The sequence below is a fragment of the Planctomycetaceae bacterium genome (genome assembly GCA_041398825.1).
Classification (GTDB): domain Bacteria; phylum Planctomycetota; class Planctomycetia; order Planctomycetales; family Planctomycetaceae; genus F1-80-MAGs062.
In genome coordinates, this window is record JAWKTX010000003.1 from 305,573 (window position 1) to 331,486 (window position 25,914).

Sequence of the window (25,914 nt, forward strand, 5' to 3'; positions counted from 1 at the left end):
AGATCACGAGGGTGCTCAACGATGCGCCGTCCGTGAATCCACAGGAACGGGCGGCTGAGGAGTTACATCCTGCAGTTCGTGTCATCAGATTCAGGACGCAATAAGATCGACCTTCCCGGTCGATTTCATTTACCAACCTGCAGGCATTTGAGGACGCTGTCGTCGCGGATATACAGCCGACCGCCGGACAACGCGGGCAGGCGATAGCCACTGTCAGTCGCGTTCAGGACCGTGTGTCGCGACTTCTCACTGTATTTTCCGGGCGACGCTTCCGCGCGAATGAGTTCTCCCGTACATGTCAGAATGATCAAGTCGTTTGAAGATCGAATGACGGTTCCATAGTCAAGACCAGTTTCCTCCCACAGCACTTTGCCGGCAATGACATCAATGCACTTCAGGCTGGCAGAACCTCTTCCCGAATCCTGACGGCCATCGATTGCGAACACAATACGATCAGGAACCCCCGGGATCCGGGGAGCTTTGACGGCCGTTGCATACTGGGTAGCCAAAAGCTCTTCATCCCGCCGGACTTCGGTGGCTGATTGGCCGTCGAACCGAAGCAATAAAGAACCAATGTTGTAGCTGGCGGAGAGGAAGATGTGGTTGCCCAGCACGACCGGTGTGGCTCCATTGACAGTAGGCCCCCGAGCTCCGAACGGAAACGTGAACAGTATTTTGCCGGTCTCGGGATTCAGACCTGTGACATTCAGCCTTGTGACGACGACCGCGGTTGGAGCCCCTCCGATGTCTGCCACAATTGGCGACGAATAGCTGGCATGGTCGGTGAAGGACGTCCATGCCGTTTTGCCACTTGAGGCATCGAAAGCGACAATCGCTGTTTCGTCCGCTCGCCCACCAACATTGACGATCAGCAGGTTCTTGTAAAGTACCGGGGTGCTGCCGACTCCAAAATAGCCTTCGAGAGGCCGAAAGTCTTTTGTGGTATCACGTTGCCAGATGGTCTTGCCATCGTTGAGCGTCAGACACTGCAATCGACCTTCCACACCGAACGTGAATACCTGGTGGCCAGCAATCAGAGGAACACAGCGTGGACCTTTATCGCCTGAAACTCCCCCCTGATATCTGCAGGGAGACTCTGATTTCCAGAGCTGCTTTCCGGATTCACTGTCAAGGCAACGCACGACTTCACTCGGGCCTTCGCGGTCGAAAAGAATGACTCGATCGCCGGCAACCGCAACTCCCGCAAAACCGCTTCCTACCTCCTGCTGCCAAAGACTCTCGGGGCCATTCCGCGACCATCTTTCCGCCAGTGTTTCGCCGACCGCAATTCCATCGCGGTTCGGACCGAGCAATTGAGGCCAGTCACCTGCCAGGACTGAACCCGTCTGAAAAACTAGGCACGCGAGGGCGCTGCAGATGAGGAAGGAGAGGAGTGTTTGCCCCCTCATGCAGAAGCAACCGTCAGGAGACTTCTCCGCGGATTGAGACATCTGAGTCCGGCGATGTACGAATGAGGTAAAGAGGAATCCGCAGGTGTTCCTGGCGGTAGCAAATCTCCTGCAGTAAATCCTGAAACGGCCCGTAGCAATCATGGGGAATTCTCTTCCGAAGGGATGGGGCGACCATGTGGATCTGAGTGCGGAGCGGATGTTTCCTGGTCAAGTCGATCACGAAGGTCTCGCCCGGTATAGTGCTCAAGACGCTCTGCCTGCTCATGAATTCGATCAAATGAGACGCCCGCTTCTGTGACAAGGTATTGTTCCCAAAGACGATGCGAACGCACCAGTTCCACTCCAAGTTTTCGTCCGGCATCCGTCAGAAAGAAGCCATCTGCATTGCCCGTCACATAACCGCGAACCCGGTGGCAGAACATGAGAATCGAAGTTATCCATGGCCCTGACAGCAGTACGTCCTGCAGATTCTCCTGCGTTGGTCCCGGATTCGTCGTAATCACAGCAGCAGTCTCCCGTGGTCGCCGCTCTTCCATTCGATACAACAGAGCGATCAGGTCTTCAGAAAGAATACGCAGGCTCAACAACTGCTGACGGAAAACGCGGACGACAACTCCCTGTTTTGGGGAAAAGAATGCCGTGATCAAAAATAGCAGTCCGGACGCAAGTGCCATCATCCCCGCCGTGCTGGCACTGCGATATCCAAGCACTGGAGGAATGGAAATGGCCGACAGGTGTCCCAGAATAGCTGCCGCAATCGCCACCAGAACGCTGATCAGGATCATTCTGGCGAGGTTGTCAGTCAGCAGGCGAGCCGTGGCGGGAGGCACAATAAACATGGCAACGACCAGGATGTTGCCAACACTTTCGAAGCAGGCCACCGCTGTGACCGACACAAGAATCATGAGAAGGTAGTGCATCAGTCTGGAGCGAAAACCCTGTGTTGTAGCCATTGCCGCATCAAAAGCGCAGATTTGCAGTTCTTTGTAAAAAGCGACGATGAATGTCAGATTCAGGAGTAGGACTGAGCCAATTGTAACAACGACCCTCGGAACTCGGATGCCAACGATGGTCACCTTGTCGAGAGGCGTTAGTTCTATGGCTCCGTAAAGGACGCAACTGGGATCCAGGTCCACATGATCGGCCGCCTGAACAATCAGAACCAAGCCCAGAGCAAACAATGTTGTGAAGACGACGCCCATCGAAGCGCCTTCGTCAACATCACCAAAGTTCCTGATCCACTCGGTGAACAGAGCTGTCAGAATGCCAGCCAGAACTGCGCCAACAAACATTGGTACGCTGCTGCGGCTGGCACTGATAAGGAAGGCAATTGCAAGCCCCGGCAGAATCGCATGGCTGATGGCATCGCCCAGCATGCTCATCCGTCGCAGAAGCAGGTAATTGCCCGGCAATGCGGCGGCAACCGCGCTCAGGATTCCTGCGAGCACGATCCATCCGTCCAGTTCCCAAATCCATGTGGCTCGCGGAATCGTGGCAAACGACAATACATCCGGAAATGCACTTGCGACGGAGGTGTTCAGGCCTGTCTGGAAAAGGGCTTCGTTCACGAAACGGACTCCCCGGACAGAGGCCCCGAATCATGACTCGGAGTTGGGACAGGTTCTGCGGCGCCGGCCTGAGTGATCGGATGGGGGCTTTGTGGAACACCATGCACCGGCCGCGACTGTTCAAGCAATTCTTCAAGCTGTTGAATCATCTCCGGCTCCAAAACGTGTTCAATTGCGTCGGCGTCCCGGTCCACACGCGAGGGAGCCACTTCTGCGTGGGTAATCAGATACATCTCCCAGAGCCGATGCTCATGGACAAGTCTTGCGGCTTCATGGATTCCATCCGTCGTCAGGGCAACCGCTTGGATGGAGCTCTGAGAAACTGTGCCATGGCGCCGACACCGGTTGATCTGCCTTTGCAATCGCCCGGGCGACCAGCTTCGCATAGAAAGGATGTCACTGAACGGCACCGGCTGAAGCAATTCTTTCTCTGTAGGATCACGCTGCAATGTCTGTTCAATAAACTCGTACAATCCCCGCAACAAATGCTGGCGATCAATGTTCTGGTTCAACTGCCAGCGACGAAACAGCCGGATCAGCACCCCGCGGCTCGAACCGCCAAACATACTGAACAAAAAAAGCACTCCGGAGACGAGAACAATCATGGCGCCAGAGGGCAAACCGGGAAAGATGGCGCTCATTGCTGAGCCGATCAGACCGCTCACTGAGCCAATTGCTGAAGAAATAACAGTCATTTGACGAATGTTCTGTGTCCAGAAGCGGGCTGCAGCCGCAGGGATGACCAGCAATGCAATCATAAGAATCTGCCCCACTGCCTGCAGGCCAATGATTGTGACCACCACGACCATCGTCATCAGAACGATGTCCAGTGCGAGCACAGGGAATCCACGGGCACCAGCATACTGATCATCGAAACACAGCAGTGTGAGTTCTTTGAATACGGCGTAAGCCAGCAATACGCACAACAGACCAGAAATTCCGATGAGCCACGCATCGGACGCGACCATGGACGCGGTTTTCCCGTAGATGAATGCTTCCAAACCGGCAGCGTGGCCTTCGGGCATCTGTTGCACGATACTCAGTACGGCAATCCCCGCCCCGAAAAAGACGCTCAGTACAATTCCCATGGCCGCGTCTTCTTTCAGCCGTGTGTAGCGGCGTACAAAGAGTATCGCGACGACACCAAGCAGTCCGCTGAAAACGGCCCCTGCCAGCAATACCGGAAGGGACTTCCCGTCTCGCCCGAGCGTTGAGGCAAAGATGAAGGCCAAACCCACTCCCGGCAGAGTTGCATGGCTTAGCGCATCGCCCATCAGAGATCGACGGCGCAACAGCGTAAAGCTACCCACTGCACCTGCGGCCATGCCCAGAAGCATTGTCCCCAAAACAACCACCCTGGTGTTGTAGTCGGACAGAGTAAACAGCCGCTTCCACTGCTGCCAGGTCGGCCATTCAATCGCCTGGTGAGTAAGCGATGGCGTTTCATCGCCAATGATACCGCCAGCGGCGGTGATGCTCCGAAGCACATCGGCGGGAAATGGATCTGCCTCTCTGGATAAGGCCAGGGCGTTTGACGGACTGTACCAGGCAAAGAGCAGCGTCAGTACAGCCAATCCCCGGGCGCAACTGCAGAATCGCATGCCCATGAAGATCGGGGAAAGTGTTCTGCGGTGTCGGTTGCATGTCCGCCAAATGAACTCAGTCCACAGCCGAAAGCTTTCGCTTTTGTCAGAAGTACCTGCAATCGATCCGTGGGCAGGCATGGAACACAGACGAAAGTCGGAGACGTTTCGTTGCGCGGAAAGACACTTCGCGGATGGAGGTTGTTCATTACGTAACTTCATGTGCGGGATTGTAGGAATCCGAAGCCGGGAATCCACCGCACTCAGAATTGAAGCTCAACAGCAACCAGTGGGAAGGTGCAATCTGAATGCCAGCAATCTAAGTACTTTCCTCCGGAAGCTGTGCCTTCGGCCGAATCATTTCCTGCCTGCTGCACCGGAAAATATTTCTCAATCAGCCGTTGAGAACAGGCGTTTTACAAGCTTATCCCCATGTCGTGAGCTGTCGTTGGTGGCACGTTCCATAAATCTGAGGCTGACCATGCGGATCAGGCCGAGTTTTCTCATTCGATGCCGCAAGCCAACCAGGACGCGTGCGATATTAGCAGGACAGACATCAATGACAGGATGGTTTCGCTGGGACAACAGACGCAGCGGTCCATCGAATGTGATTCCACTTTGTCAAATCATTCTGGAACAAAGTAGCTGGAGAGCTGTTTCATGTCCGACCTTGTTGCCAGGGAAGAACCGCGGGAATGTAACGAAGTTCAATTGGCCGGCAGTGTCGGAATCGAATCAATTGCATCGTTACATCAAACAGTCCTGCAACTATGCGGAACAAATCAACACACCATCGTTGGATGCAGTCAGGTTGAGCAATTAGACGTTGCAGCCATGCAGATACTGCTCTCCGCCATGCTGAAGCCCGGTGGACATATACACGTAAACCTTGGTGTTGCGGGGAGTCCCGCGTGGGACGCCGCGGATGCCGCCGGACTTATCGGATTGTTTGAAGCTGCTGAAAACGTGAACAAACACGATGAAGCAGCCTGAGGAAAGCTGCCCCTCTCTCCACGATGCTTAACGCACACACGTCGGACTCACGAATACTTTGTTGAATATCGGGACCATCCTGCATGTCGCAATCAATAATCCCTTCCAGCGCATCACCTGAACAGGATGATGATGTTGCTCAAAAGAAACGTAAGGCAAGCGAACTGACTGTTCGACGACGGCACGTGGATCCGTCTGAATTGTCGGCCGTGCTTGAAATACTGCGTGGAGTTGGGGAACAAATTTCAGAAGTTCAGAAGGATATGCAGTCGGCCGTTGACGAGGTGTGCGGTGGGTTTGAAGGCATGGCTGAGAAAGCCATGCGGACCGTACAGATTGCTTCGAACGTTCTTGGAGATCAGGCCGAGAATCGGAACACCGACCTGATTGGTGACGTCCATGTGACGCTGAATCAGATGTTGCAGATCATTCGGGATTCGAATCAAAGTTCTTCAGAAATGGCCACCCAGATTCGCGAACTGGATGTGAATCTCAAATCGATCAATCGATGTGTGAAGGAAATTGAACACATCGCACGCGGCGCAAAGCTCGTAGCACTCAATGGAAGCATCGAAGCAGCCAGAGCTGGCGAAATGGGAGTGGCATTTAACGTTGTCGCAGAGGAAACAAAACATCTCGCCACGCACGCTTCCGTGGCCAGTGATCGAATACGTGAAACGGCTGGTAGTCTTGCCGATTCTTTGTCCGGTGCATCAACGCGTCTCACAGCACATGCAGACAAGAGCATTCAGGAAACATCACGAAGTGAGACTGCTGCATTAAAGAGTCTTGGGATTCTTTCGCAGATGCATGAACTAATTACCAGAGCGATGCAGGAAACGGAACAGGTTAGTCACAGTTTGTCTTCGGACATCAATCGAAGCATTGTTGCGATGCAGTTTCAGGATCGCGTTGATCAGCGGCTATGTCACGTCGTTCAGACAATCAACGAGATCTGCACTGTGCTGGAACCACCCGAGAGTGCTGTTTCAAACCGGCGACGAACTCAGGTCATTGACGACTGGATTTCGAAGCTGTCGGCCAGGTACACGATGGCGTCGGAACGCAGCGTTCACACCGGTGAAGCCACATCGCAGTCAGATAATGGTGATTTTGAACTCTTCTGACCAAACCAGGTCATCCCGGTAATCAGGGATCGACGTGCAACGATCCCTGCCCACTCGTTGAAATGAAGATTACGCACCTTTGTTTAGTCGGAGTTTTCGAATATGGCCAAGTCCGCCCTTGTTGTTGATGATTCAGCGTCGATGCGTCAGATGGTTTCGTTCACGCTAACCTCGGCTGGGTTTCAGGTCATCCAGGGCTGTGACGGCAAGGACGCCCTCAGCAAGGTTTCGGGAAAGCCGATCAATCTTGTCGTCACCGACCTGAACATGCCGGTGATGGATGGAATTACTCTGATCAAAGAGTTGCGCAACATTCCTGAATATAAGTTCATCCCGATCCTGATGCTGACAACCGAATCTCAGGATGAAAAGAAGAAGCAGGGGCGCGCGGCCGGCGCGACTGGCTGGATGATCAAGCCATTCAATCCCGAGCAGCTGATGTCGGTTGTTTCGAAGGTTGTTCGTTAGGCCAACCACTCTGCTGGTCGACGACATGTGACGCTTGTTGATGTTCCCCTCTGCGTCTGGAACAGGAGCAACTTACAGCTATGCAAATTGACATGAATCGATTTCGTGCAGCATTCTATGAAGAAGCTGGCGAACATCTTGAGAATATGGAAGGAGCCCTGCTGCAGCTGGAGTCTGCAAGCGATGACCCGGAATTGCTGAATACCATCTTCCGTGCGGCTCACAGTATTAAAGGCGCCAGTTCGACCTTCGGTATCGAGCAGGTCGCGCGATTTACCCATGTGCTGGAGAATCTCCTGGATCGACTTCGCGAGGGCGAAGTCATCGTGACTTCTGAGCTGATTCAGCTGCTCCTGAACTCAACGGATGTCCTGAGCGCCCTGATTGATGCCGAGAAGAATGAGTCCGCACCGCCTGAGAACATTGACATGATTCTGGATGCACTGCACAAGTGCACTGGTGAGCCTGAGTCGGCAAAATCAGGCGTGGTTGACGGCACGCCTCAGTCCGAGACGGCATCGGACGGCGAAGAAGTTGTTTCGTACGAAGTGACATTCCTTCCCTCTGAATCCTTCTTTCTGTTTGGGCAGAATCCGCTCTACCTGCTGGCCGATCTGAAGAGTCTCTCCAACGAGTTTCAGGCCGTTCCCAACGTTTCGAAGCTGCCGGCGATCGAAGAACTTGATCCGGAGAAATGCTACATCTCCTGGACGATTCATCTGACGACGGCTCAGCCTGAAGATGCAGTTCACGATGTCTTTATGTTCGTTGATGATGCAACCAGCTATGAAGTCAAACGCCTGACCGCCCCGGCTCCTCCTGAATCGAAACAGGCTGTCCAGTCTGACATGCCTGCAGAATCGGCTCCCGGCGAGGATCCTGAAAACGAAGTGAAGCAATCCGTGGACAGCCCAGCTGCCGACGCACAGGAGGAAGCAAAGGCTCCGGAACGCCGGCAGGCCGATCGAAGATCCGGCGACGAGCGGCGCAATGAGGGTGTCAGTGTCGCAACCAGCTCGATATCACGCGAGACAGTGCGTGTCGACCGGGAGCGACTGGACAAGATGATCAATCAGATTGGTGAGCTGGTCATCGGCACATCAATGGTGGAACAGGACTGGATGCGACATCATGCCGACCTGGAATCACCAGCCCTTGTGCAACTGGGCAAGATCGTTCGTGATCTGCAGGAGATGAGCCTGTCGCTGCGAATGGTCCCAATCGCAGCCTCATTCCAGAAAATGACACGAATCATTCGTGATCTCAGCCTGCGGCTCGGAAAACAGGTGCGACTGGAAACTGAAGGTGAAGAAACAGAACTCGACAAGACGGTCGTAGATCAAATCGGTGATCCGCTGCTGCACATGGTCCGCAACAGCGTCGATCACGGAATCGAGACTGTTGAAGAACGTCTTGCGGCCGGCAAATCGGCAGAGGGTTTGATTTGCCTGAAAGCGTATCATCAGGGTGGCAATTTTATCATCGAAATTCAGGACGATGGCCGCGGACTGGACCGTGACAAGATCCTGCAGAAGGCCATCGATCGGGAGATTGTCTCCGAATCGGATGTATTGTCCGATGAAGAAGTTTATGGATTGATCTTCGCCCCTGGATTCTCAACGGCGGAGCAGGTCACAGATGTTTCCGGGCGTGGCGTTGGTATGGACGTTGTCCGTCGGAACGTCGAAGCGCTGCAGGGCAGCATTTCAATCCGGTCAGTAAAAGGTCAGGGCTGTCGAATGATCGTTCGACTGCCTCTGACACTGGCCATTCTGGATGGCCTGCTGGTCCAGGTCGGAGTCAACAGCTACGTGATTCCACTGCTTTCTGTCGTCGAATCCATTAAGCCGGATCCGGATGAAATACGCAGCGTCCTTGGACGCGGTGAAGTGATCACTCTTCGCGGCGAAGTCGTCCCCCTGATGCGTTTGAACCGCATTCTGAACATGCCAACCGGTGGTGAACCCGAGGATGAGAACTTGCTTGTGATTGTCGAAGACCAGGGCCGCAAGTATGCACTGGTGGTACATGAACTTCTTGGTCAGCAGCAGGTAGTCATCAAGAATCTGGAAGCCAATTTCCAGAAAGTTCCCGGTGTCGCGGGAGCCACAATTCTTGGTGATGGTCGCGTGGCTCTGATTCTGGACATCAATGGTCTCTGCGGCCTCGTTGGCCGGACGTCGGGCATCTCCGATTCGACCGGAGTCGTCTGACGATCAGACACAGACAGCGATTGGATGATGCATCTAATCTATTTGACCCAACTGTAAACGTACAGAATTCAAGAGGAGAGCATAGCGTGGTAAGCGAAACATCGAACGCAACATTGTGTGAACTGGCCGAAGGCGGAAGTCAGTTTCTGACGTTTCAGCTGGCCGAAGAAGAGTTCGGGATTGACATCCTGAAGGTCCAGGAAATCAAGGGTCTCACGCATCTCACTCAAATTCCCAATGTGCCGCCTTATATCAAAGGCGTGATGAATCTGCGAGGAACAGTCGTACCGGTAGTTGATCTGCGAAGTCGCTTCAATATGCCGGCCGCTCAATACAACCAGTTCACGGTAATCATCATTGTGACCGTGGGACAAAAAGTCATGGGACTGGTGGTGGACGCCGTTTCAGATGTCCTGAATGTGGCGGATTCGGATCTGGAATCTCTGCCGGAACTTGGTCACGGCATTGATACCGCTTTCATTACCGGAATGGCCAAGTCTAGTGATCGACTTATCACGCTTCTTGATATCGGCCGCCTGCTCGGCAGCACCCAGGCTGCGTGAAACTGGCATTCCCTTACCCGTCTGCACATCGACATTCACACTGTAAATCACAGGAGTTCACATCCCATGGCAACAAAGTCCGCAGCATCTTCTCGTTCTCCAAAAACCAAAGCAAAGACTGCGACAAGACGTCCAGCATCGGGTCGTCCACCTGCGCGGCGGAAGGCTGGTGATCAGGTTGAAGGAGCAACAGTTGATGAAATGAAGCTGTCCCACTACCTGATGGATGAAGTTTCCAGTGCTGTAATGGTAGTGGACACCGATCTGGTGGTTACCTACGTGAACAAGGCCACCATGGACTTGTTTGCTCGTCACGCCGCGACGCTTAAGTCAGTCTTTCCGGACTTCCACGCGGAAGACATTATTGGCACTTGTATCGACCGCTTCCATAAAGCCCCGGAACATCAACGACGCCTGCTGGCAGACCCTCGCAATCTCCCATACCGAACTGACATTTCGCTTGGAGACGTAAACATCGGTCTGTACGTCACAGCGATCCGTGACAATAAGGGCGAAGTAAGTGGCTACGGACTCGAATGGTCTGATGTCACCGAACTGCGAAATTCAACCGGTCAACTGGCGGCGATCGACAAGAGCCAGGCTGTGATTGAGTTTTCGATGGACGGAAAGATTCTGAGGGCAAATGACAATTTCCTGAAGACGGTTGGTTATACGCTCGACGAAATCCGCGGCAAACACCACAGCATGTTCGTTCCGGCCGACTACGCCAGCAGTCCGGAATATCGACAATTCTGGGCGCACCTCAACGAAGGTCGATTCGACGCTGGCGACTATCTGCGCGTCGGAAAAGGCGGCAAAGAAATCTGGATCAAAGCGACATACAACCCAATCGTCGACCTGAATGGACGTCCGATCAAGGTTGTTAAGTTTGCAACCGACATCACGCGACAGAAGGAAATGGAACGCAGCATTGCGGAAAAGCAGGAAGCAGACGCGAAGGCTGCTGAAGAGCTGAAATCGAATGTTGCACAGATACTGGAGGTCGCGAACCGCGTGTCTCGAGGCGACTATTCCCTGGAGATCACGGTGAATGGAGAAGACGCCGTCGGCCAGCTTGGAGAAGGCCTCCGGAGATTCTTCGCAGATAAACAGGCGGCGGAAGCGGCAGAACGCGAACGAAGTGACCGTGAGCGTCGTGATTCAGAGCTGCAGCAACGCAAGGTTCAGCAGGTTCTGGAGATCGTGAATGCTGTTGCCGATGGCAATTTCAACATTCAGGTACCAGACCTTGGCGATGATGCTGTGGGTCAGGTTGCTCAGGCGCTTGAATCTGCTGTCAGCTCAATTCGGTCCGCGCTCGCCGAAGTCAAGTCTGTAGCGGGAACCGTCGCTTCAGCGGCCTCTGAAATGACGGCCGCTTCGAATGAGATCTCCAAAGGGGCTCAGCATCAGGCTTCAAGTCTTGAAGAAACTGCCTCAAGTCTCGAGGAAATTACATCGACGGTCAAACAGAACACAGAGAACGCTCAACAGGCTCGTCAACTTGCGAATGGTTCTCGTGATGTCGCTGAGAACGGCGGACGGGTTGTTGGTGATGCTGTAAAGGCCATGGCTGAGATCAACCAGGCTTCAACCCGAATCGCCGATATCATTACGACCATCGACGAAATTGCCTTCCAAACGAATCTGCTTGCCCTGAATGCCGCTGTTGAAGCCGCACGTGCAGGCGAGCAGGGTCGTGGCTTTGCCGTCGTAGCCGCGGAAGTCCGCAACCTTGCTCAAAGAAGTGCTTCGGCAGCAAAAGAGATCAAGACTCTTATTCAGGACTCTGTGAGAAAGGTTGAAAATGGCACCTCACTGGTCAATCAGTCCGGCAAGACGCTGGAAGAGATTGTTGGGTCCGTTAAGCGTGTGACCGACATTGTCAGTGAGATCGCGGCCGCCTCGAAAGAGCAGCTCACAGGGATCGAACAGGTGAATAAGGCGGTTGCTCAAATGGATCGCGTGACTCAGAGCAATGCGTCGCAGACCGAAGAAATGTCGGGTACGGCCACTTCGCTGTCTCAGCATTCAGAACAGCTGCTTGAACTGGTCGGCCAGTTCCGACTGGAGACGGATGTAGCCGAGCACAGCGGACGTCGACACGCAGCCCCTGCTGCCAGTGGTCGGTCCCGTGGGAATTCGGCAATCAGAAATACAGAACAGGAGCTGAACAACATCAGCAACCAGGTGGATCGGTTAGTCGGCAACGGCTTTATCGAATTCTAACCCAATCCGTATTTCGAACGTTCTGTCAGTGCGGAGCCGAGCCGTGACCTTCGGCTTCGCGCTGCAGAACGTTTACAGCCCGGTTTCAGTCAACACGCACGTCAGACCAGAGTTCAGAAAATGGCAGACCCAGGAACACCAGCTCAGCTTACACGGAAAGAGTTCAAGCTCTTCCGGGAACTGATCTACGCCGAAGCAGGTATCTCCATGTCGGAGGCGAAGTTTCAGCTGGTGGAGTCCCGATTGCAAAAGCGTCTGCGAAAGTTACAGCTGAACTCTTTCAGTCGCTACTACGACTTCCTGCAGAATGAGGACAGGAATGGTGAAGAGCGTCTTCAAATGATCAACGCTCTGACGACCAACAAGACCGACTTCTTCAGGGAAAACCATCACTTCGAATACATGCGCGAAGAGCTGCTTCCTTCAATCGAGGCACAGGCGCGGGAAACCGGTCACTATAAGCTTCGCATCTGGAGTGCGGCGTGCTCAACCGGTGAAGAACCCTACACGCTCGCGATGACGCTGCTTGAGTACTTCGGGGCAGCGAAAGCCGCGCAATGGGACATCCGAATTCTGGCATCCGATGTCGACACGGATGTTCTCGCGAATGCGGAACAGGGTGTCTACCACGAAGATAAAGCGGACGAGATTCCGGCAGATCTGAGGAAAAGATACTTCCGCAAGGAAGTTCGCGGTAAAGACACCGTCTGGGTAGCGGGGCCGGAGTTGAAACAGTTGATTGCATTTCGACGCATCAACTTCATCGAATCACCATGGCCAATTAATACATCGTTCGACATCATCTTCTGCCGAAATGTCATGATCTATTTCGACGAACCAACGCAGGATCGTCTGGTCAGCCGCTTTGCCGAACAACTGGTGCCCGAGGGGCATCTGTTTATCGGGCACAGCGAATCGATCATGCGAATCGAGGGAGTCTATCGGCCGCTGGGGAAAACTATTTACCGACTCAATCCGGGTAAGGGAGCCACTTCCGCTCGATCTCTGTCCAAAGCTGCGCAGCTACCCTCGCCAACGCCGTCCACAGGACTTCGAAGGTCGACGGGGGCCGGATTGGCTGCATCGTCAGGTGGAACCGCAAGGGAACGGCTTCGACAGCGCATCGACAGTCAGGCGAGCACCCAAAGCTTCTCGACAGGCACGATGGGCAAAGGTCCGGATGCTTCGCACGCCATTATCGTTGGGGAGATCAAGGCATCCTCGAGCCCATGCAAAGTCTCTACGGTAGTCGGATCCTGTATCGCCGTGTGTCTGTACGATCCAATCGCTCATGTCGGGGGCATGAACCACTTCATGCTGCCGGCAAACAAATCAGACGACCGGGTGTGTGCCAGCTATGGGGTGCACGCAATGGAACTTCTGATCAACGAGATTATGAAACTGGGTGGGGATCGCAGAAAACTGGTTGCCAAAGTCTTCGGCGGAGGCAATGTCTTAAAGAGTTCCGGATGCTCACTGGATATCGGCGGCCGTAATGCAAATTTCGCCATGCAGTTTCTGGATACAGACTGTATTCCTATTGTCTCCAAAGATGTCGGCGGCAGACACGGTCGGCAGGTCCAGTTTCTGACACACACAGGACAGGCATTCGTGCGTCCGGTGAAACAGATGGCCGAGATTGAGGCAGAAATGGCAACAGTCAAACAAAGGGAAGAAAAGCCTGTCGCCGAGCCAGCAGGGTGTTATGGATCAGTCGAGTTGTTTTGAAGTTAGAGCGGCCTTGAAGGGAACTTCGGGGTTCTTCAGTCCAGATAAGCCTGAAGGGGTGCTGAAAAGCCGCCTGGGAGCCAGCCATGAACAAAGTGCGAGTACTGATTGTTGACGATTCGGCATTGATGCGCCAACTGCTCACCGAGATTCTGACGAAAGACCCGCATCTGGAAGTTGTCGGGACTGCTGGTGATCCGTATGTCGCTCGCGACAAGATCATGACGCTCAACCCGGACGTCATTACTCTGGATGTCGAAATGCCTCGGATGGATGGGCTGACATTTCTCGAGAAATTAATGGCGAGTCGGCCGCTGCCGGTTGTTATGGTTTCGTCCCTGACCGAACGTGGCTGTCAGACAACGCTGCGGGCTCTGGAACTGGGCGCCGTGGACTTCGTTGCCAAACCCAAAGGCGATATCTCCACTGGTATGCGGGATCTGGCTCGCGAACTTGTCCTGAAAATTCGTGGCGCTTCTTCAGCCAAAGTCCGTCCGCGATCAAGATCAGCACAATCGCCTGCCGAGCCCATCGTGAAGACACAATTGCAGTCAAGCAGTTTGATCACAGGTTCGAATAAGGTGGTCGTGATTGGCGCATCGACTGGTGGAACAGAGGCAATGGCTGAGGTTCTCACTAAGTTTCCTTCCGACGGACCAGGTGTAATTGCGACAATTCATATGCCGCCAGGCTACACAAAATCATACGCCGAACGGTTGGACCGTTGCTGTCAGGTTCACGTGAAAGAAGCGGTGAATGGCGATCGCATTCAGTCCGGGCAGGTGCTGATCGCTCCTGGTGATTTTCATATGGAAGCCGTTCGCAGCGGTTCCGGGTACAACGTACATATCTCAAGTGGCGAAAAAGTGAGCGGCTTCCGTCCTTCGGTAGACGTACTCTTCCGATCCGCCGCCCGCGCGATTGGAAGCAATGCGGTTGGAATCATCCTCACAGGAATGGGCAGCGATGGTGCTCTCGGTATGCTGGAAATGAAGAAATCCGGCGCTCAAACCATCGCACAGGACGAAGCGACCTCGGTCGTCTTCGGTATGCCAAGAGAGGCCATTTCCAAAGGCGGCGTCGATTTCATCCGACCTCTGCAACGCATCGCTGACCAGGCAATTGCCTGTTGCAAAGGTCAGCCCGCCATGGCGTAGAATGTTCAGGCAGTCATCGAGCGATGGTCAAAGAACACACCAGAAAATCGTAGACACATTGTCGACAACACTGACGGTCAGGTATCCGACTGAAACGTTCCTGTGGAAGCTGATCATTCCGCAGGAACGTTTTATGTTTGTGCCTTCGAATTTAGCGAGGCGATCTTCGCCCGCAGAAATCGTTTCTCCGGCTCCTGTTCAGCAAGCGAAAATGCCCATTCAAACGCCGATTTCGATTCGTCGAGTCTTCCAAGTCGCCTCAGGAACTCGCCGCGAGCGGAATGGATCAGGTAGTAATGCTGTAGTTCTCCGCGTGCCAGAATATCATCGATGATGGACAAGCCGGATTCGATGTTATCGCGCATCGCAATCGCCACGGCACGATTCAGCTCCACCACAGGAGACCGATCCGCACGCAGCAATATGTCGTACAGGGCAACGATCTGCTCCCAGTCCGTTTCGCTCGCCTGCCGGGCTTCCGCATGGACGGCGGAGATGGCCGCCTGGATCGTATAGACCCCAAATCTTCGTGACCTCAGTGCCTGTTCGACCAGTTGCTGCCCTTCTGCAATGAACTCCTGATTCCAGAGCGTACGGTCCTGATCCTCCAGCAGTACGATATCTCCGGAAGCATCCATCCTCGCATGGCGTCTCGATTCGTGAAGCAGCATCAAAGCCAGAAGTCCCATCGCTTCCGGGTCCGGTAGCAACTCGACCAAGAGCCTGGCAAGTCGAATCGCCTCCTCTGTCAAATCCACTCGCACCAGTTGGTCGCCACTGGAAGCAGAATACCCTTCATTAAAAACCAGGTAGATCACTGAGAGAACGGGATCAAGTCGTTCCGGCAAATCAATAAGCGAAGGAATTGCAAATGGAATTCGAGCATCGCGAATCTTGGCTTTCCCGCGTACGATGCGCTGCGCCAGCGTTGAGGGACTCATCAGGAACGCTCGAGCGATCTCCTCCGTTGTCAAGCCGCAGACCTCTCGCAACGTGAGCGGTATCTGCACATGCCGATCGATCGCCGGGTGACAACACGTAAAAATCAAACGCAACCGGTCATCTTCGATGTCCTGTTCCATGCTGGTTTGATTGGCAGCTTCAATGTCGGAAACGCGGCGCGCCAGTTCTGGTTGCAGTTCGCTGAACCTTTTGCGGCGTCGCAACATGTCCACAGCTTTGAAACGCCCCGTCGAAACCAGCCAGGACACCGCGTTGGCTGGCACCCCCTGCTCCGGCCACTGTTTGATGGCTGAAGCAAACGCTTCGTGCAGGGCCTCCTCTGCCAAATCGAAATCACCCAACAGGCGAACCAAAGTGGCATACACTTTTCGCGAATCTCGATGGTAAATCAATTCCACATCGACAGGCTTCATCGGTCTGCTACGGCATTCCCGTCAGTTCGATGATCGGTCGAATTTCTGTTGTACCGCGCGTCGTGCCCGGAATGCTGCCTGCAACAGCAATCGCTTCATCAAGATTAGCAACATCGATCAGGAAGTAGCCAGCCAGCTGTTCTTTGGTTTCCGCGTACGGCCCGTCGGAGACGGTGCGCACGCCGTCGCGGACCTGCACGCAGGTTGCAGTAACAGCCGGATGGAGTGGCGCGGCTCCCAAATACTGCCCGCGGCTCATTCAGCGTGTGACACAATTGAACGGAAGCATCCCGAGCGATCTCCAGTTCATCAGGCGGCCAAACTCCCTCTTCGGAATGAATTAACAGAATGTACTTCATCATCTTTACTTTCTGGTGATCAGTCGCAGCCGTCGAAGGCCTTCTGCAGTGTGGCGATATCAAGTTTCTTCATTTGCCACAGAGCTTCGAACATGCGTTGTAAGGCAGATGGATTCTCAGACTCAAACCAGGACTGCAATTGTGAAGGCCAGACTTGCCAGCACATCCCAAACCTGTCTTTCAACCAGCCGCATGCCAGTTCCTCTCCACCGTCATCCACCAGGCGATCCCAAAGGACATCAAGTTCCTCTTGTGTGTCACAATGAATCGCCAATGAGAACGCTTCAGTAAACTTCCAATCCTGCCCCGCATTGAGAGCGATGAACTTCATCCCGCACATCTCGAACTCAACAGTCAGCACGGCTTGATTCGCGGGATTCAGCACCTTGCGAATGATACGTGAATCCGGAACGACCGAGACGTAAAACTCAGCGGCGGCTTCTGCCTGGTTCGCATACGACAGAAACGGTGTGATTCTTTGCTTCATTTCCATCGCATAGACCTACTTCAGGGAATGCAGGCCAAACAGGTTGCCTTCGGTGTCCGTTGCCAGAGTAATAAAGCCGTATTGGCCAATTGACATTTTAGGTCGGAAGATCTTTCCACCGGCTGCTTCGACTCGCGATTCTTCGCTTGCGCAGTCTTCGCACGTGAAGTAGACCAGCGTTCCCATCCCACCGGACGGGCATCCTTCCATTTTCACCAGTGCACCGGGCGCACCGCCTGCTTCCATATGCATGGGAAAGGCCAGCATCTGCAAATCAGGGACCGGCGTGGCAAGCTCTGCAAGCTCGACCTGGAGAACGGCTTCATAAAACTTCTGAGCGCGTTCCATCTCCTGAACATAGATCTCAAACCAGCCAACGGGATTGCGCGTCATCTTAGTTCTCCTGTTTCGTCTGAGGGATTTCGGGTAAAGGAAACAGAGGCCGGATTTCAACCGTCCCCTTTTTGGCCGGTGGCAAACGAGCGGCGATGGCGATGGCTTCGTCGAGATGATTCACGTCGATGACGTAGTAGCCACCCAGCTGCTCGGTCGTCTCCGCGAAGGGACCGTCAGTAATCTGCCGCTTGTCATTGCGTACACGAACGCTGGTGGCTGTCGTCACCGAATGCAGCGGCGAGGAAGCGATATATTTTCCCTGCTTCTCCAATTCATCGCAGATGCCCATCGATTCAATCATGCATTCCGTGCGTTCGTCTTCTGTCCAGCAATTTTCTGAGCCGTAGATCAACAGCATATACTTCATGATTTGTTCTCCGGGGTCTTTGTATTGCCGAAACCGAAAGCGAGTCGAAAAACGTCCGGCATGCGAAGTCCGAGTGCGATCCACACCAGAACCCCAAGAATGATCGGGAAATAGAATGGTTCTCCCGCACGGACATGAGTGGCGATAGCACCGCCCAGATAAGCCGCAAGAAGAATGGCTGCCACGAATGCTGTGCGTGGTATCAGGAACATGACTGCTATTGCCACTTCCACGACACCAATGTTAAACATGACTTCTTCCGTCCAGCCCATTTTGGCAAACATTTCGGCCTTGCCTTCCCATTGCGTGAACTTGCCCACCGCGCTTGCTCCAATCAGAAACAAGACGAGCAGAACACTCAGGCCCCAGCCAATGATTCTTCTTTTTCCGGATTCAGCCATCGTTTCACGCCCCTTCGCCGGGAACCATCACCATCCAGCCAACGCCAAATTGATCCGTCACCATCCCGTATCGGGGCGACCAGAATGTTTTCATCAACGGCATATCCACTTTGCCGCCATCCGCTAAAGCATGAAACGCCGCGTCTGCCGTATCCTCGGTAGGGACTGACAGGGCTAAACGAAACCCGTCAAACTTTGACTTGTCGTCGCAGCCATCGGAGGCCATGAGCGTCATCTTGCCGACGGTAAACGACGAATGCATGATCTTGTTCTCGAAGCCTGCCTGCAACATGCCTGGTGGGACCGGGTCAGGACTTTCGCTGAAACGCATCTTCATGGTGACCGTTGCCCCCAGAGCCTGCTCGTAAAATGCCAGAGCCTCTTCGCATCGTCCACCGAAGAACAGATAGGGCTGGACCGTAGCTGCCTGCAGATTGATTTTGTGACGCAACACTTCTTCCTGTGCCGCAATACTCCCGTCGGGATCATGCTGGGCAAAGTCTTCCATTTCGTAGAACGGGCGGATTTCGATTTCTGAATCCTCCGGCATCGGATTGGGGCAACGCTTCACCCACTCAATGGCCTCCTGCATCGATGCAACCTCCCACAGCCAATACCCGGCAATCAATTCCCTGGTCTCCGCAAAGGGACCATCAGTAACAATGCGATCCGAGCCACTGAATCGTACTCGCACCCCATGACTACTTGGTTTCAAACCATCGCCGTTTCTCATGATGCCGGCGGAAACGAGTTGCTCATTAAACCTGCCCATTTCAACCATTAATTCCTGGCTGGGAGGTGCACCCGCTTCTGAACTCTTTGTCGCTTTGACGATCACCATGACTCTCATCAGAATTCTCCGTGTTAATTTTTGAGCGAACTAAGAGACTAGGCTGGCATTGCTTTTGGATCCATCCAGAACATTTCCCAGATGTGTCCGTCCGGGTCTGCCAGATTGCGGTTGTACATGACTCCCATGTCCTGAATGGGATTGATATCTGCCGTGCCGCCTTTGGCAGCTGCAATTGCATTTAATTCGTCCACGATCTCGCGACTGTCGCATGTCAGTGCGAGCATCACTTCGCTGGAAGTCTTCGGTGGAATCGGACGATTGGTGAACGTTCTCCACTTTTCGTGCGTCAGCAGCATCACGTGAATCGAATCGCTCCAGACCATGCAGGCCGCTGTGGCGTCCGTGAATGCAGGATTGTTGCGAAACCCGAGGGCTTCGTAGAATGCCATGGAAGCCGTGAGATCCGTCACAGGCAAATTGATGAAGATCATTTTCGACAAGATATTCTCCCCGGAATGGCAGAACAAGAAAGCTATCGGGCCACGGTCACTTCGCTGATTGGCTCACATGGCAAATTCACGTTCGTACGGGATGCTTCCAATCACGACAACGAGTGCTCGACGAGTCGAGACAACTGCAGTAGTGACTCCTGCCAACCGTGATAGCATGCGTCGGTGGGAATCACATCGGGGATTCCTTCCTGTGTGATCGTGAGTTCGGTGCCACAGGAGACTGCTCGCAAGGCAATGGTAAGCTCCATTTCTCCGGGTAGGCCCGGAGCGTCAAATTGCTCGATGATCCGAATGCGTTCGTGCGGCGTCAGTTCGACAAATCGGGCTGAAAAGGAATGGGCTTCACCGGTCTCGAAGTTCCTGAACGACATCCGATATCCTCCGCCGACACGGACATCCATTTCATTTACGGTGCCCAGAAATCCGTACGGTGGTAGCCAGCGGGCGAGAGCATCGGCATCGACAAAGGCTCTGTACACTCTCTCCATTGGTGCGCGGAGTACGCGATGCAGTTGAACTGTATTTGTGGCGGTCGGCATGGTGTGATTCTCCATGTTATTGCAAGTTCTGTTCAGTCGATTGTTGAGACAGCAGGCTCTTAAGATTGCATGTCGCGGCACATCGCGTCGCGCGCCGCAATGAGCTTATTGACCTCTTCATTTGCTGGCCGGATTTCAAATGGCCCCATCTTTACGCCGGGATGATTGGACATAAGTGCAATCGCGTGGTTCAGATCCCGAGCTTCCAGAAACAGGATCCCGCCCAGCATTTCTTTGGTCTCTGCATAGGGCCCGTCGGTGACGTCGACCGATCCGTTTCTGATCCGCAGCGTGACTGCGTTGCTGGCAGATTGCAGTGCTTCTCCACCCAGAAAGTGACCGCCGCGTCTGAGTTCATCGTCGTAGGCAAAGCACTCCTCCATCATTCTCTGGCCCTCTTCCGCAGAGAGTGACTGGTACTTCGACTCCTCAATAAAGCCCATGCAAATGAATTTCATCGTGATGTTTTCCGGTCGTTGGGTTGTTCAAATTGTCGAGCAAGCCGATGTTCGCTGGCAGGTAGTCGAATGGCGAATCTTTCAATCGACAGTTTTTCTTGAAAACTTTTTGTTGCCCCTATTCGCACCTGGTGTGCCTTGCGACCATGAACTGCTTCCATGTGCCATCATCCAGTTGAAGTTCGCTGGTGAAAAGCCAGGTATCGCGGTCGACAATTTCAATCGTGTCTCGATATTGACCAATGCCACTGCCATCGAACTTCGGTCCTTCGGAATACAACGGCAGTCTGAGTCCATTGCTGTCTGCAACCCCTTGATAGGGCCAGATGTTGGCCATCATCGAACCAATAAAAGTCCCCACGTACTGCTCTTTAGCGGGATCGAATCCAAGGGTCATGACCGTCGACCAGGGTCCGTCGGGCGAATCGCCACTGCTTTCGCAGATTAGCCACATGCCGCCAAGCGATCGGCAGCTCATTGTGCCGCAGGCGGCGGACTGGTTACCGTCAGGCATCTCACATTTATGCTCAAAGTTCCATTTGCCAACCAATTGGGTAAGCCATTCATGCTCCGCCTGTGGTTTTGCGAACATCGCTCGTTTCCTTTTGCTATCAGAGATATACAAACCTGTTTACTGTCCGGAATTCTGAAGTGGTCGTTTCATGCAAACGGAAATCGACAACAGTCAGGAGAATCAGAGACTTTCAGTTCACTAAAATACTCTTCCCCTCTTCTTTGGGCGAAGTCCCGATCCCATGAATCTTCAAAGATGCTGGCTCGGGCACTTCTCGCTCCCGCTGCCTGTCAATTGAGCAGCCGGATTCATTTCGCCTGTTGATTAATCCTGTTTGATTAATAAAGTCTCCTGAGGTATCGGAACCACTGGCTCCAACGAACACGTCTTCGGGGATTGATCGATCCTGTGCTGACATCGTCAAGTTCGATTGTCGGCGTGTTTGCATTGAAGCGGATTCCGAAGAACCTTGCCCGGGAGCTGCTAAACCTGCGAACCTTTACTTCGCGACAGGCTCTTCGATTCCAGCCGGCATCAAATTTGGAACGGTTTCTGCATCGCCACACCCCGTCGAAGCATTCTTTTGGTATCTCGAAAGCGAAAACAGAAGACAAATCGAGGGGGGAACGTGATGTCATACGATCGAAATTGCAACGCAGGCTGCAGCAGAACTCCACACGTCACTCCAAAAACACGGCAAAAGACTCACGTATCCAGAACCGAAGATTCTGACCTGGTCTCTACGCGAGCACCGGGACAACGCATCACAGGGTCGCACCGTTCACCTCGGTACGACACAGGAACTCGCCATAACAAACATCTTTGAATTCAGGTGCGCTTGCCGTTCAATTGAGCAATCGCTCGAATAAGAAGCGATTATCATTGTCTGCGGAACATTTCAGTTCCTAAAACTGAATTGGTGACCAGACTTCCCTCCGGACAGCGGCAATTCAAACGGACTACTTCCAGGTATGGCCGAAGCAACCATTAAACTCACGAACCACGAAGAAGCACTGGCTTTGTTCGGGACCTGCGACGAGAACCTGAAACAACTTTGCGAAGCGACCGGCACCCGCGTTGTGCTGCGCGACGGCAACATTCGAATCATGGGGAATCAGGCTCAGGTCGCTCAGTGCCGGGCAACACTGGAACAATGGCAATCCCTGCTGAAGAGGAAGGAAAGTCTGTCTGCTTCGGATGTTGCCATGTCACTTCAGACGGATTCCATCGATGCAATCTCTGGAAACGTGCGTAAAGAAGAACGACCAAGATACGCCCGGGAAAAGGAACCTGGCATGATTTCGAATCGAAATTCAAATCGCGAACGCGCATCGTCGTCTCGCTCTTCAGGACGAGCTCCTTCGTTCGATACATCATCAGCTGCGGATACACCATTGACCAGCCTCAACGAAGAACTCGTATCCTCCAGCCGTGTACTGCAGGAGCTGCGACGCGGACGCGATAAAGTGGGCAAAGTACGACCCAAGACGGATGGTCAGCGCCGTTACATGGAAGCGATTGAGGATCACCCGCTGGTTTTCTGTGAAGGGCCTGCGGGCTGCGGTAAGACGTATCTGGCGGTCGCGATGGCACTCGAAGCTTTGCGGAGAGAGGAAGTCCGCAAGATAATTCTGGTGCGGCCAGCGGTCGAAGCGGGGGAAAAACTGGGGTTTCTCCCCGGGGATATGTTTGCCAAAGTCAATCCCTACCTGCGCCCACTGCTCGATGCAATCAACGATATGCTGGAATTCGATCAGGTACGGCGGTACATGAGCAACGATGTCATCGAAATTGCCCCCCTGGCTTTTATGCGGGGAAGAACGCTGAATGACACCTTTATCATTCTGGATGAAGGCCAAAACACGACAATCACACAGATGAAGATGTTTTTAACCCGAATGGGAATCAATTCCAGGATTATTGTTACAGGAGATTCCTCGCAGAATGACCTGCCCAAGGGAACTCGCAGTGGACTTTCTGACGGCATGCAGCGACTTGCACATGTGGATGGGGTTGCGATAATCCGAATGACCGGACAGGATATTGTCCGACACCGACTGGTTCGTGAAATAGTTTCGGCGTACGAAACGGAGGGACACTCGCCACAGGGCGAGTGACTCGAAATGAAACAGCCAGTCAGCGAGACGAACGCAACTTCGTCTACGGTTTAAAAAATGGCTGTTCATGACATCGACAGCTCGGCGAGTTTGCCGGGTGGCAGTGAGCATTCGGCGAATCTGCGACCGAACCGTTTCCAACTTCGGCTGTGCGATGGAATCGCAACGGCGCTTTACAGATTCTTCCAGCCCGGATAAGCGCCATGTCATTCTTTGGAACCCGGCGGCCTCGCCAGGCGCGAGTGTACAGGCCGACGCCGTCTCTCTGGGATCGCCTGAAGAACTCGATCACCGACTTCCGTACCCTGACACAACTGGGCATCGCTACGCTTGCGATCATTCTGCTGTTGCTGGCAGGACAATCCTGGAAGTCCCGATTCACTTTCCGCGCCGGACAGTTTGCAACGGTTGGAATCCAGTCACGCGTGGAATTCGAGGTATTAAATGTTCTGGAAACTCAGCGACTGAAAGTCGAAGCGGAACGAAACGCACCGCTGGTCTTCCAGCAGGATTCCACCGTAATCGATCGCCTCCAGTCGCAGTTTCGTGACCATCTGAGTGAAATCGCCAATGCGGAACAGCTGGAAACAGTCTCCGCGAGAACACGGGAAGCGTTCGGTCTGGAGACCGGAGACCCAACGACGCAGGAAGCCACCTTTCGTAACATGAAGGATGTCCTGACTCGAGCGATGGAGTCTTCGGGAAACCGAATCGACGAACTCGTGCTTCAGTTCTCGCAAATCCTGGGTGGCGCAAGATTGCTGGGAGTCATCGACACGCAAACCGCGCTGCGTCTGCCGCGTGTCATTGCCGGTGTCAATAATACGCCTGAAAGCAAACCCCGTGAGCTGCTTAGAAATCGTCCGGTAAGAATCGACGACGCTGGCGGAATCACTATCCAATACGATGTGCTCGCGTCGATTCTGCTTGAGGAGCAGCTGAAGGAAACGGGGAGACTCGGAAAAGTCTGGCCGAGCGATGAATTGGCGGACCTTCGAGCGATTCGCGGTCCAGTGGAAACCTGGCTGCATCGCAACCTTCGCAATCAGTTGCAGCTGAACGCCGAGGCCACAGAGGAAGCGCTTCGGGAAGCCGGCGAAAAGTCGCCCCAGAGAAACGACATCTTTGCCCAGGGGGCGGTACTGGTTCCGGCAGGAACCCAGCTGACCGCAGACGAACAGATCGCTTTGCTGTGGCACGAATACGAAAACTACGAAGCGCAGGTCCCCTTCAGCAAACGATTGCTGCGATTGTTCGGGACTTCGGTAATGTTGATTCTGATGGTGGTTCTTTTTGGCGCTTTCCTTCAGTTTGTTAGTCCGGAATTGCTGGTCGAAACGCCGCGGCTCCTGAGCTTTGTTGTCATGTGCGCGATCACTGTGCTGCTGGCAAACATGGCAAGCCGTGATCCCTGGCGAGCAGAAATCGTACCGCTGGTTGCAGCTGTCATGATTACGGCCATTGCCTACAGTCAGGTCATTGCCATTCTGACAGCATTTTGTCTATCACTGCTGATCTCGATGTCAACGCTCGGAGATCTCGGCCACTTCATCATGCTGATTACGGTCAGCGTCACGTCCATCGTTCCGCTCAGACGTATCAAGTCCCGTATGACGATGGCAAGGGCCGGATTTGTGCTGGCCCTGGTGGCATTTCTTGCTGTCTGGGGCGTTGCCATCATTCAGGCACACGGAGCCGAAGATGCCTGGAGAAACCCTCAAATTGTTACCACGGCCCTGAAGTTTTCGGGGTGGGCTTTGATTTGTTCTCACCTGGTGATCTTTAACCTCCCATTCATTGAATCGGCATTTGGCATCGTCACGGATATCAGTCTTGTCGAACTCTCTGCCGTTTCACACCCCCTGCTACAGGAGCTGGCTCGCCGCGCTCCTGGTACTTATAACCACTCGATGACGGTGGCCACGATTGCCGAAGCCGCGGCCGAGGCAATCGGCGCGAATGGGCTGTTGACGCGCGTCGGTGCTTACTTCCATGACATTGGGAAAATGATGAAGCCGGAGTACTTCATCGAGAACATGACGGAAGGCTCAGAGAACCACCATAAATCTCTGGCTCCGGCGATGAGCACGCTCATCATCATCGGTCATGTCAAAGAAGGCATCGAACTGGCAGAAGAAAACAACCTGCCGGACAGTCTGATTCAGTTTATTGAGCAGCATCATGGGACAACTCTGGTCGAGTACTTTTTTCATGAAGCCACTCGAAAGGCGGATGTGGATCACAGAACGGACGCTGACGAATCTTCCTTCCGGTATCCGGGCCCGAAGCCTCAGTCCCGTGAAACGGCAGTGTTGATGCTGGCCGATGCGGTCGAAAGCGCCAGTCGATCTTTAAAGGAACCAACACCCAAGAGAATCCAGTCGCTGGTTCATGAGATTACCATGAAGCGATTGCTGGATGGCCAGTTCGATCAATGCGACCTTAAAATGACCGAGATCCGAGTGGTCGAAGAGAGTCTGATTAAGTCATTGCTCGCAGCTCACCATGGACGAGTAAAATATCCAGGCCAGCGGACAGCGTAACCCCAGAGTTC

The 25,914-nt window shown here is 53.7% G+C and carries 24 protein-coding genes; 10 read left to right on the forward strand and 14 right to left on the reverse strand.

What is annotated here, in order from left to right; translation table 11 throughout:
* Positions 1-125: 125 nt before the first annotated feature.
* From R3C20_07505 to R3C20_07515, 3 genes are all read right to left on the reverse strand, one after another.
* Positions 126-1,313 carry a PQQ-binding-like beta-propeller repeat protein gene (locus R3C20_07505; GenBank protein MEZ6040335.1) on the reverse strand — a complete coding sequence of 396 codons (1,188 nt, stop codon included), beginning with the start codon at positions 1,311-1,313 and terminating at the stop codon, positions 126-128.
* Positions 1,314-1,549: 236 nt separating this feature from the next.
* Positions 1,550-2,980 carry a metal ABC transporter permease gene (locus R3C20_07510; protein MEZ6040336.1) on the reverse strand — a complete coding sequence of 477 codons (1,431 nt, stop codon included), beginning with the start codon at positions 2,978-2,980 and terminating at the stop codon, positions 1,550-1,552.
* Complete coding sequence (locus R3C20_07515; GenBank protein MEZ6040337.1) at positions 2,977-4,587, reverse strand: iron chelate uptake ABC transporter family permease subunit; 1,611 nt, start codon at positions 4,585-4,587, stop codon at positions 2,977-2,979. Before R3C20_07515 ends, R3C20_07510 begins: the two co-directional genes overlap by 4 nt.
* Before the next feature lie 636 nt (positions 4,588-5,223).
* Between R3C20_07515 and R3C20_07520 the strand changes: the two genes are divergently transcribed.
* From R3C20_07520 to R3C20_07555, 8 genes are all read left to right on the forward strand, one after another.
* Positions 5,224-5,556, forward strand: coding sequence for an STAS domain-containing protein (locus tag R3C20_07520; GenBank protein MEZ6040338.1), 333 nt, complete (start codon positions 5,224-5,226; stop codon positions 5,554-5,556).
* 83 nt (positions 5,557-5,639) lie between these two features.
* On the forward strand, positions 5,640-6,683 hold the full coding sequence (locus R3C20_07525) for a methyl-accepting chemotaxis protein (GenBank protein MEZ6040339.1): 1,044 nt from the start codon (positions 5,640-5,642) through the stop codon (positions 6,681-6,683).
* Between the two features lie 102 nt (positions 6,684-6,785).
* The gene (locus tag R3C20_07530) at positions 6,786-7,151 is read left to right on the forward strand and encodes a response regulator (GenBank protein ID MEZ6040340.1); all 366 of its coding nucleotides are present in this window, start codon (positions 6,786-6,788) and stop codon (positions 7,149-7,151) included.
* A gap of 92 nt (positions 7,152-7,243) precedes the next feature.
* Complete coding sequence (locus R3C20_07535; GenBank protein ID MEZ6040341.1) at positions 7,244-9,364, forward strand: chemotaxis protein CheA; 2,121 nt, start codon at positions 7,244-7,246, stop codon at positions 9,362-9,364.
* 86 nt (positions 9,365-9,450) lie between these two features.
* On the forward strand, positions 9,451-9,927 hold the full coding sequence (locus tag R3C20_07540) for a chemotaxis protein CheW (protein MEZ6040342.1): 477 nt from the start codon (positions 9,451-9,453) through the stop codon (positions 9,925-9,927).
* Positions 9,928-9,993: 66 nt separating this feature from the next.
* Positions 9,994-12,156 carry a methyl-accepting chemotaxis protein gene (locus R3C20_07545; protein ID MEZ6040343.1) on the forward strand — a complete coding sequence of 721 codons (2,163 nt, stop codon included), beginning with the start codon at positions 9,994-9,996 and terminating at the stop codon, positions 12,154-12,156.
* A gap of 120 nt (positions 12,157-12,276) precedes the next feature.
* Positions 12,277-13,884, forward strand: coding sequence for a CheR family methyltransferase (locus R3C20_07550; protein MEZ6040344.1), 1,608 nt, complete (start codon positions 12,277-12,279; stop codon positions 13,882-13,884).
* Positions 13,885-13,970: 86 nt separating this feature from the next.
* The gene (locus R3C20_07555; GenBank protein ID MEZ6040345.1) at positions 13,971-15,041 is read left to right on the forward strand and encodes a chemotaxis response regulator protein-glutamate methylesterase; all 1,071 of its coding nucleotides are present in this window, start codon (positions 13,971-13,973) and stop codon (positions 15,039-15,041) included.
* A gap of 131 nt (positions 15,042-15,172) precedes the next feature.
* Here R3C20_07555 and R3C20_07560 read toward each other — a convergent pair whose 3' ends face one another.
* The 11 genes from R3C20_07560 to R3C20_07610 all read right to left on the reverse strand — a co-directional run bounded on the left by R3C20_07560 (position 15,173) and on the right by R3C20_07610 (position 21,321).
* On the reverse strand, positions 15,173-16,417 hold the full coding sequence (locus R3C20_07560) for an RNA polymerase sigma factor (protein ID MEZ6040346.1): 1,245 nt from the start codon (positions 16,415-16,417) through the stop codon (positions 15,173-15,175).
* Between the two features lie 7 nt (positions 16,418-16,424).
* Positions 16,425-16,676 (reverse strand): YciI family protein, encoded by a 252-nt coding sequence (locus R3C20_07565; GenBank protein ID MEZ6040347.1) that lies wholly within the window; start codon positions 16,674-16,676, stop codon positions 16,425-16,427.
* Between the two features lie 119 nt (positions 16,677-16,795).
* Positions 16,796-17,269 carry a VOC family protein gene (locus R3C20_07570; protein ID MEZ6040348.1) on the reverse strand — a complete coding sequence of 158 codons (474 nt, stop codon included), beginning with the start codon at positions 17,267-17,269 and terminating at the stop codon, positions 16,796-16,798.
* Positions 17,270-17,278: 9 nt separating this feature from the next.
* Positions 17,279-17,656, reverse strand: coding sequence for a VOC family protein (locus R3C20_07575; protein ID MEZ6040349.1), 378 nt, complete (start codon positions 17,654-17,656; stop codon positions 17,279-17,281).
* Position 17,657: 1 nt separating this feature from the next.
* Positions 17,658-18,026, reverse strand: a complete 369-nt coding sequence (locus R3C20_07580) for a YciI family protein (protein MEZ6040350.1) — start codon at positions 18,024-18,026, stop codon at positions 17,658-17,660.
* Positions 18,023-18,427 (reverse strand): DoxX family protein, encoded by a 405-nt coding sequence (locus R3C20_07585; protein ID MEZ6040351.1) that lies wholly within the window; start codon positions 18,425-18,427, stop codon positions 18,023-18,025. The genes R3C20_07580 and R3C20_07585 overlap by 4 nt, the downstream gene beginning before the upstream one ends.
* Positions 18,428-18,431: 4 nt before the next feature.
* The gene (locus R3C20_07590) at positions 18,432-19,277 is read right to left on the reverse strand and encodes a YciI family protein (GenBank protein MEZ6040352.1); all 846 of its coding nucleotides are present in this window, start codon (positions 19,275-19,277) and stop codon (positions 18,432-18,434) included.
* 38 nt (positions 19,278-19,315) lie between these two features.
* Positions 19,316-19,711, reverse strand: a complete 396-nt coding sequence (locus tag R3C20_07595) for a glyoxalase/bleomycin resistance/extradiol dioxygenase family protein (protein ID MEZ6040353.1) — start codon at positions 19,709-19,711, stop codon at positions 19,316-19,318.
* A 110-nt stretch (positions 19,712-19,821) separates the two neighbouring features.
* Positions 19,822-20,271, reverse strand: coding sequence for an SRPBCC family protein (locus R3C20_07600; GenBank protein MEZ6040354.1), 450 nt, complete (start codon positions 20,269-20,271; stop codon positions 19,822-19,824).
* 59 nt (positions 20,272-20,330) lie between these two features.
* Positions 20,331-20,729, reverse strand: coding sequence for a YciI family protein (locus R3C20_07605; protein MEZ6040355.1), 399 nt, complete (start codon positions 20,727-20,729; stop codon positions 20,331-20,333).
* Between the two features lie 118 nt (positions 20,730-20,847).
* The gene (locus tag R3C20_07610; protein MEZ6040356.1) at positions 20,848-21,321 is read right to left on the reverse strand and encodes a DUF1579 domain-containing protein; all 474 of its coding nucleotides are present in this window, start codon (positions 21,319-21,321) and stop codon (positions 20,848-20,850) included.
* Between the two features lie 893 nt (positions 21,322-22,214).
* Between R3C20_07610 and R3C20_07615 the strand changes: the two genes are divergently transcribed.
* Both R3C20_07615 and R3C20_07620 read left to right on the forward strand, forming a co-directional pair.
* Positions 22,215-23,360 carry a PhoH family protein gene (locus tag R3C20_07615; GenBank protein MEZ6040357.1) on the forward strand — a complete coding sequence of 382 codons (1,146 nt, stop codon included), beginning with the start codon at positions 22,215-22,217 and terminating at the stop codon, positions 23,358-23,360.
* Between the two features lie 203 nt (positions 23,361-23,563).
* On the forward strand, positions 23,564-25,903 hold the full coding sequence (locus tag R3C20_07620; protein ID MEZ6040358.1) for an HDIG domain-containing protein: 2,340 nt from the start codon (positions 23,564-23,566) through the stop codon (positions 25,901-25,903).
* Positions 25,904-25,914 lie beyond the last annotated feature (11 nt).

Coding starts and splice junctions, on each gene's coding strand:
- R3C20_07525 (MEZ6040339.1), top strand. CDS start 5,640: ATGTCGCAATCAATAATCCCTTCCAGCGCATCACCTGAACAGGATGAT.
- R3C20_07590 (MEZ6040352.1), bottom strand. CDS start 19,277: ATGAGAGTCATGGTGATCGTCAAAGCGACAAAGAGTTCAGAAGCGGGT.
- R3C20_07580 (MEZ6040350.1), bottom strand. CDS start 18,026: ATGAAGTATATGCTGTTGATCTACGGCTCAGAAAATTGCTGGACAGAA.
- R3C20_07585 (MEZ6040351.1), bottom strand. CDS start 18,427: ATGGCTGAATCCGGAAAAAGAAGAATCATTGGCTGGGGCCTGAGTGTT.
- R3C20_07565 (MEZ6040347.1), bottom strand. CDS start 16,676: ATGAGCCGCGGGCAGTATTTGGGAGCCGCGCCACTCCATCCGGCTGTT.
- R3C20_07570 (MEZ6040348.1), bottom strand. CDS start 17,269: ATGGAAATGAAGCAAAGAATCACACCGTTTCTGTCGTATGCGAACCAG.
- R3C20_07530 (MEZ6040340.1), top strand. CDS start 6,786: ATGGCCAAGTCCGCCCTTGTTGTTGATGATTCAGCGTCGATGCGTCAG.
- R3C20_07520 (MEZ6040338.1), top strand. CDS start 5,224: ATGTCCGACCTTGTTGCCAGGGAAGAACCGCGGGAATGTAACGAAGTT.
- R3C20_07555 (MEZ6040345.1), top strand. CDS start 13,971: ATGAACAAAGTGCGAGTACTGATTGTTGACGATTCGGCATTGATGCGC.
- R3C20_07595 (MEZ6040353.1), bottom strand. CDS start 19,711: ATGATCTTCATCAATTTGCCTGTGACGGATCTCACGGCTTCCATGGCA.
- R3C20_07515 (MEZ6040337.1), bottom strand. CDS start 4,587: ATGGGCATGCGATTCTGCAGTTGCGCCCGGGGATTGGCTGTACTGACG.
- R3C20_07610 (MEZ6040356.1), bottom strand. CDS start 21,321: ATGTTCGCAAAACCACAGGCGGAGCATGAATGGCTTACCCAATTGGTT.
- R3C20_07560 (MEZ6040346.1), bottom strand. CDS start 16,417: ATGAAGCCTGTCGATGTGGAATTGATTTACCATCGAGATTCGCGAAAA.
- R3C20_07545 (MEZ6040343.1), top strand. CDS start 9,994: ATGGCAACAAAGTCCGCAGCATCTTCTCGTTCTCCAAAAACCAAAGCA.
- R3C20_07615 (MEZ6040357.1), top strand. CDS start 22,215: ATGGCCGAAGCAACCATTAAACTCACGAACCACGAAGAAGCACTGGCT.
- R3C20_07620 (MEZ6040358.1), top strand. CDS start 23,564: ATGTCATTCTTTGGAACCCGGCGGCCTCGCCAGGCGCGAGTGTACAGG.
- R3C20_07575 (MEZ6040349.1), bottom strand. CDS start 17,656: ATGACGCGCAATCCCGTTGGCTGGTTTGAGATCTATGTTCAGGAGATG.
- R3C20_07535 (MEZ6040341.1), top strand. CDS start 7,244: ATGAATCGATTTCGTGCAGCATTCTATGAAGAAGCTGGCGAACATCTT.
- R3C20_07550 (MEZ6040344.1), top strand. CDS start 12,277: ATGGCAGACCCAGGAACACCAGCTCAGCTTACACGGAAAGAGTTCAAG.
- R3C20_07605 (MEZ6040355.1), bottom strand. CDS start 20,729: ATGAAATTCATTTGCATGGGCTTTATTGAGGAGTCGAAGTACCAGTCA.
- R3C20_07600 (MEZ6040354.1), bottom strand. CDS start 20,271: ATGCCGACCGCCACAAATACAGTTCAACTGCATCGCGTACTCCGCGCA.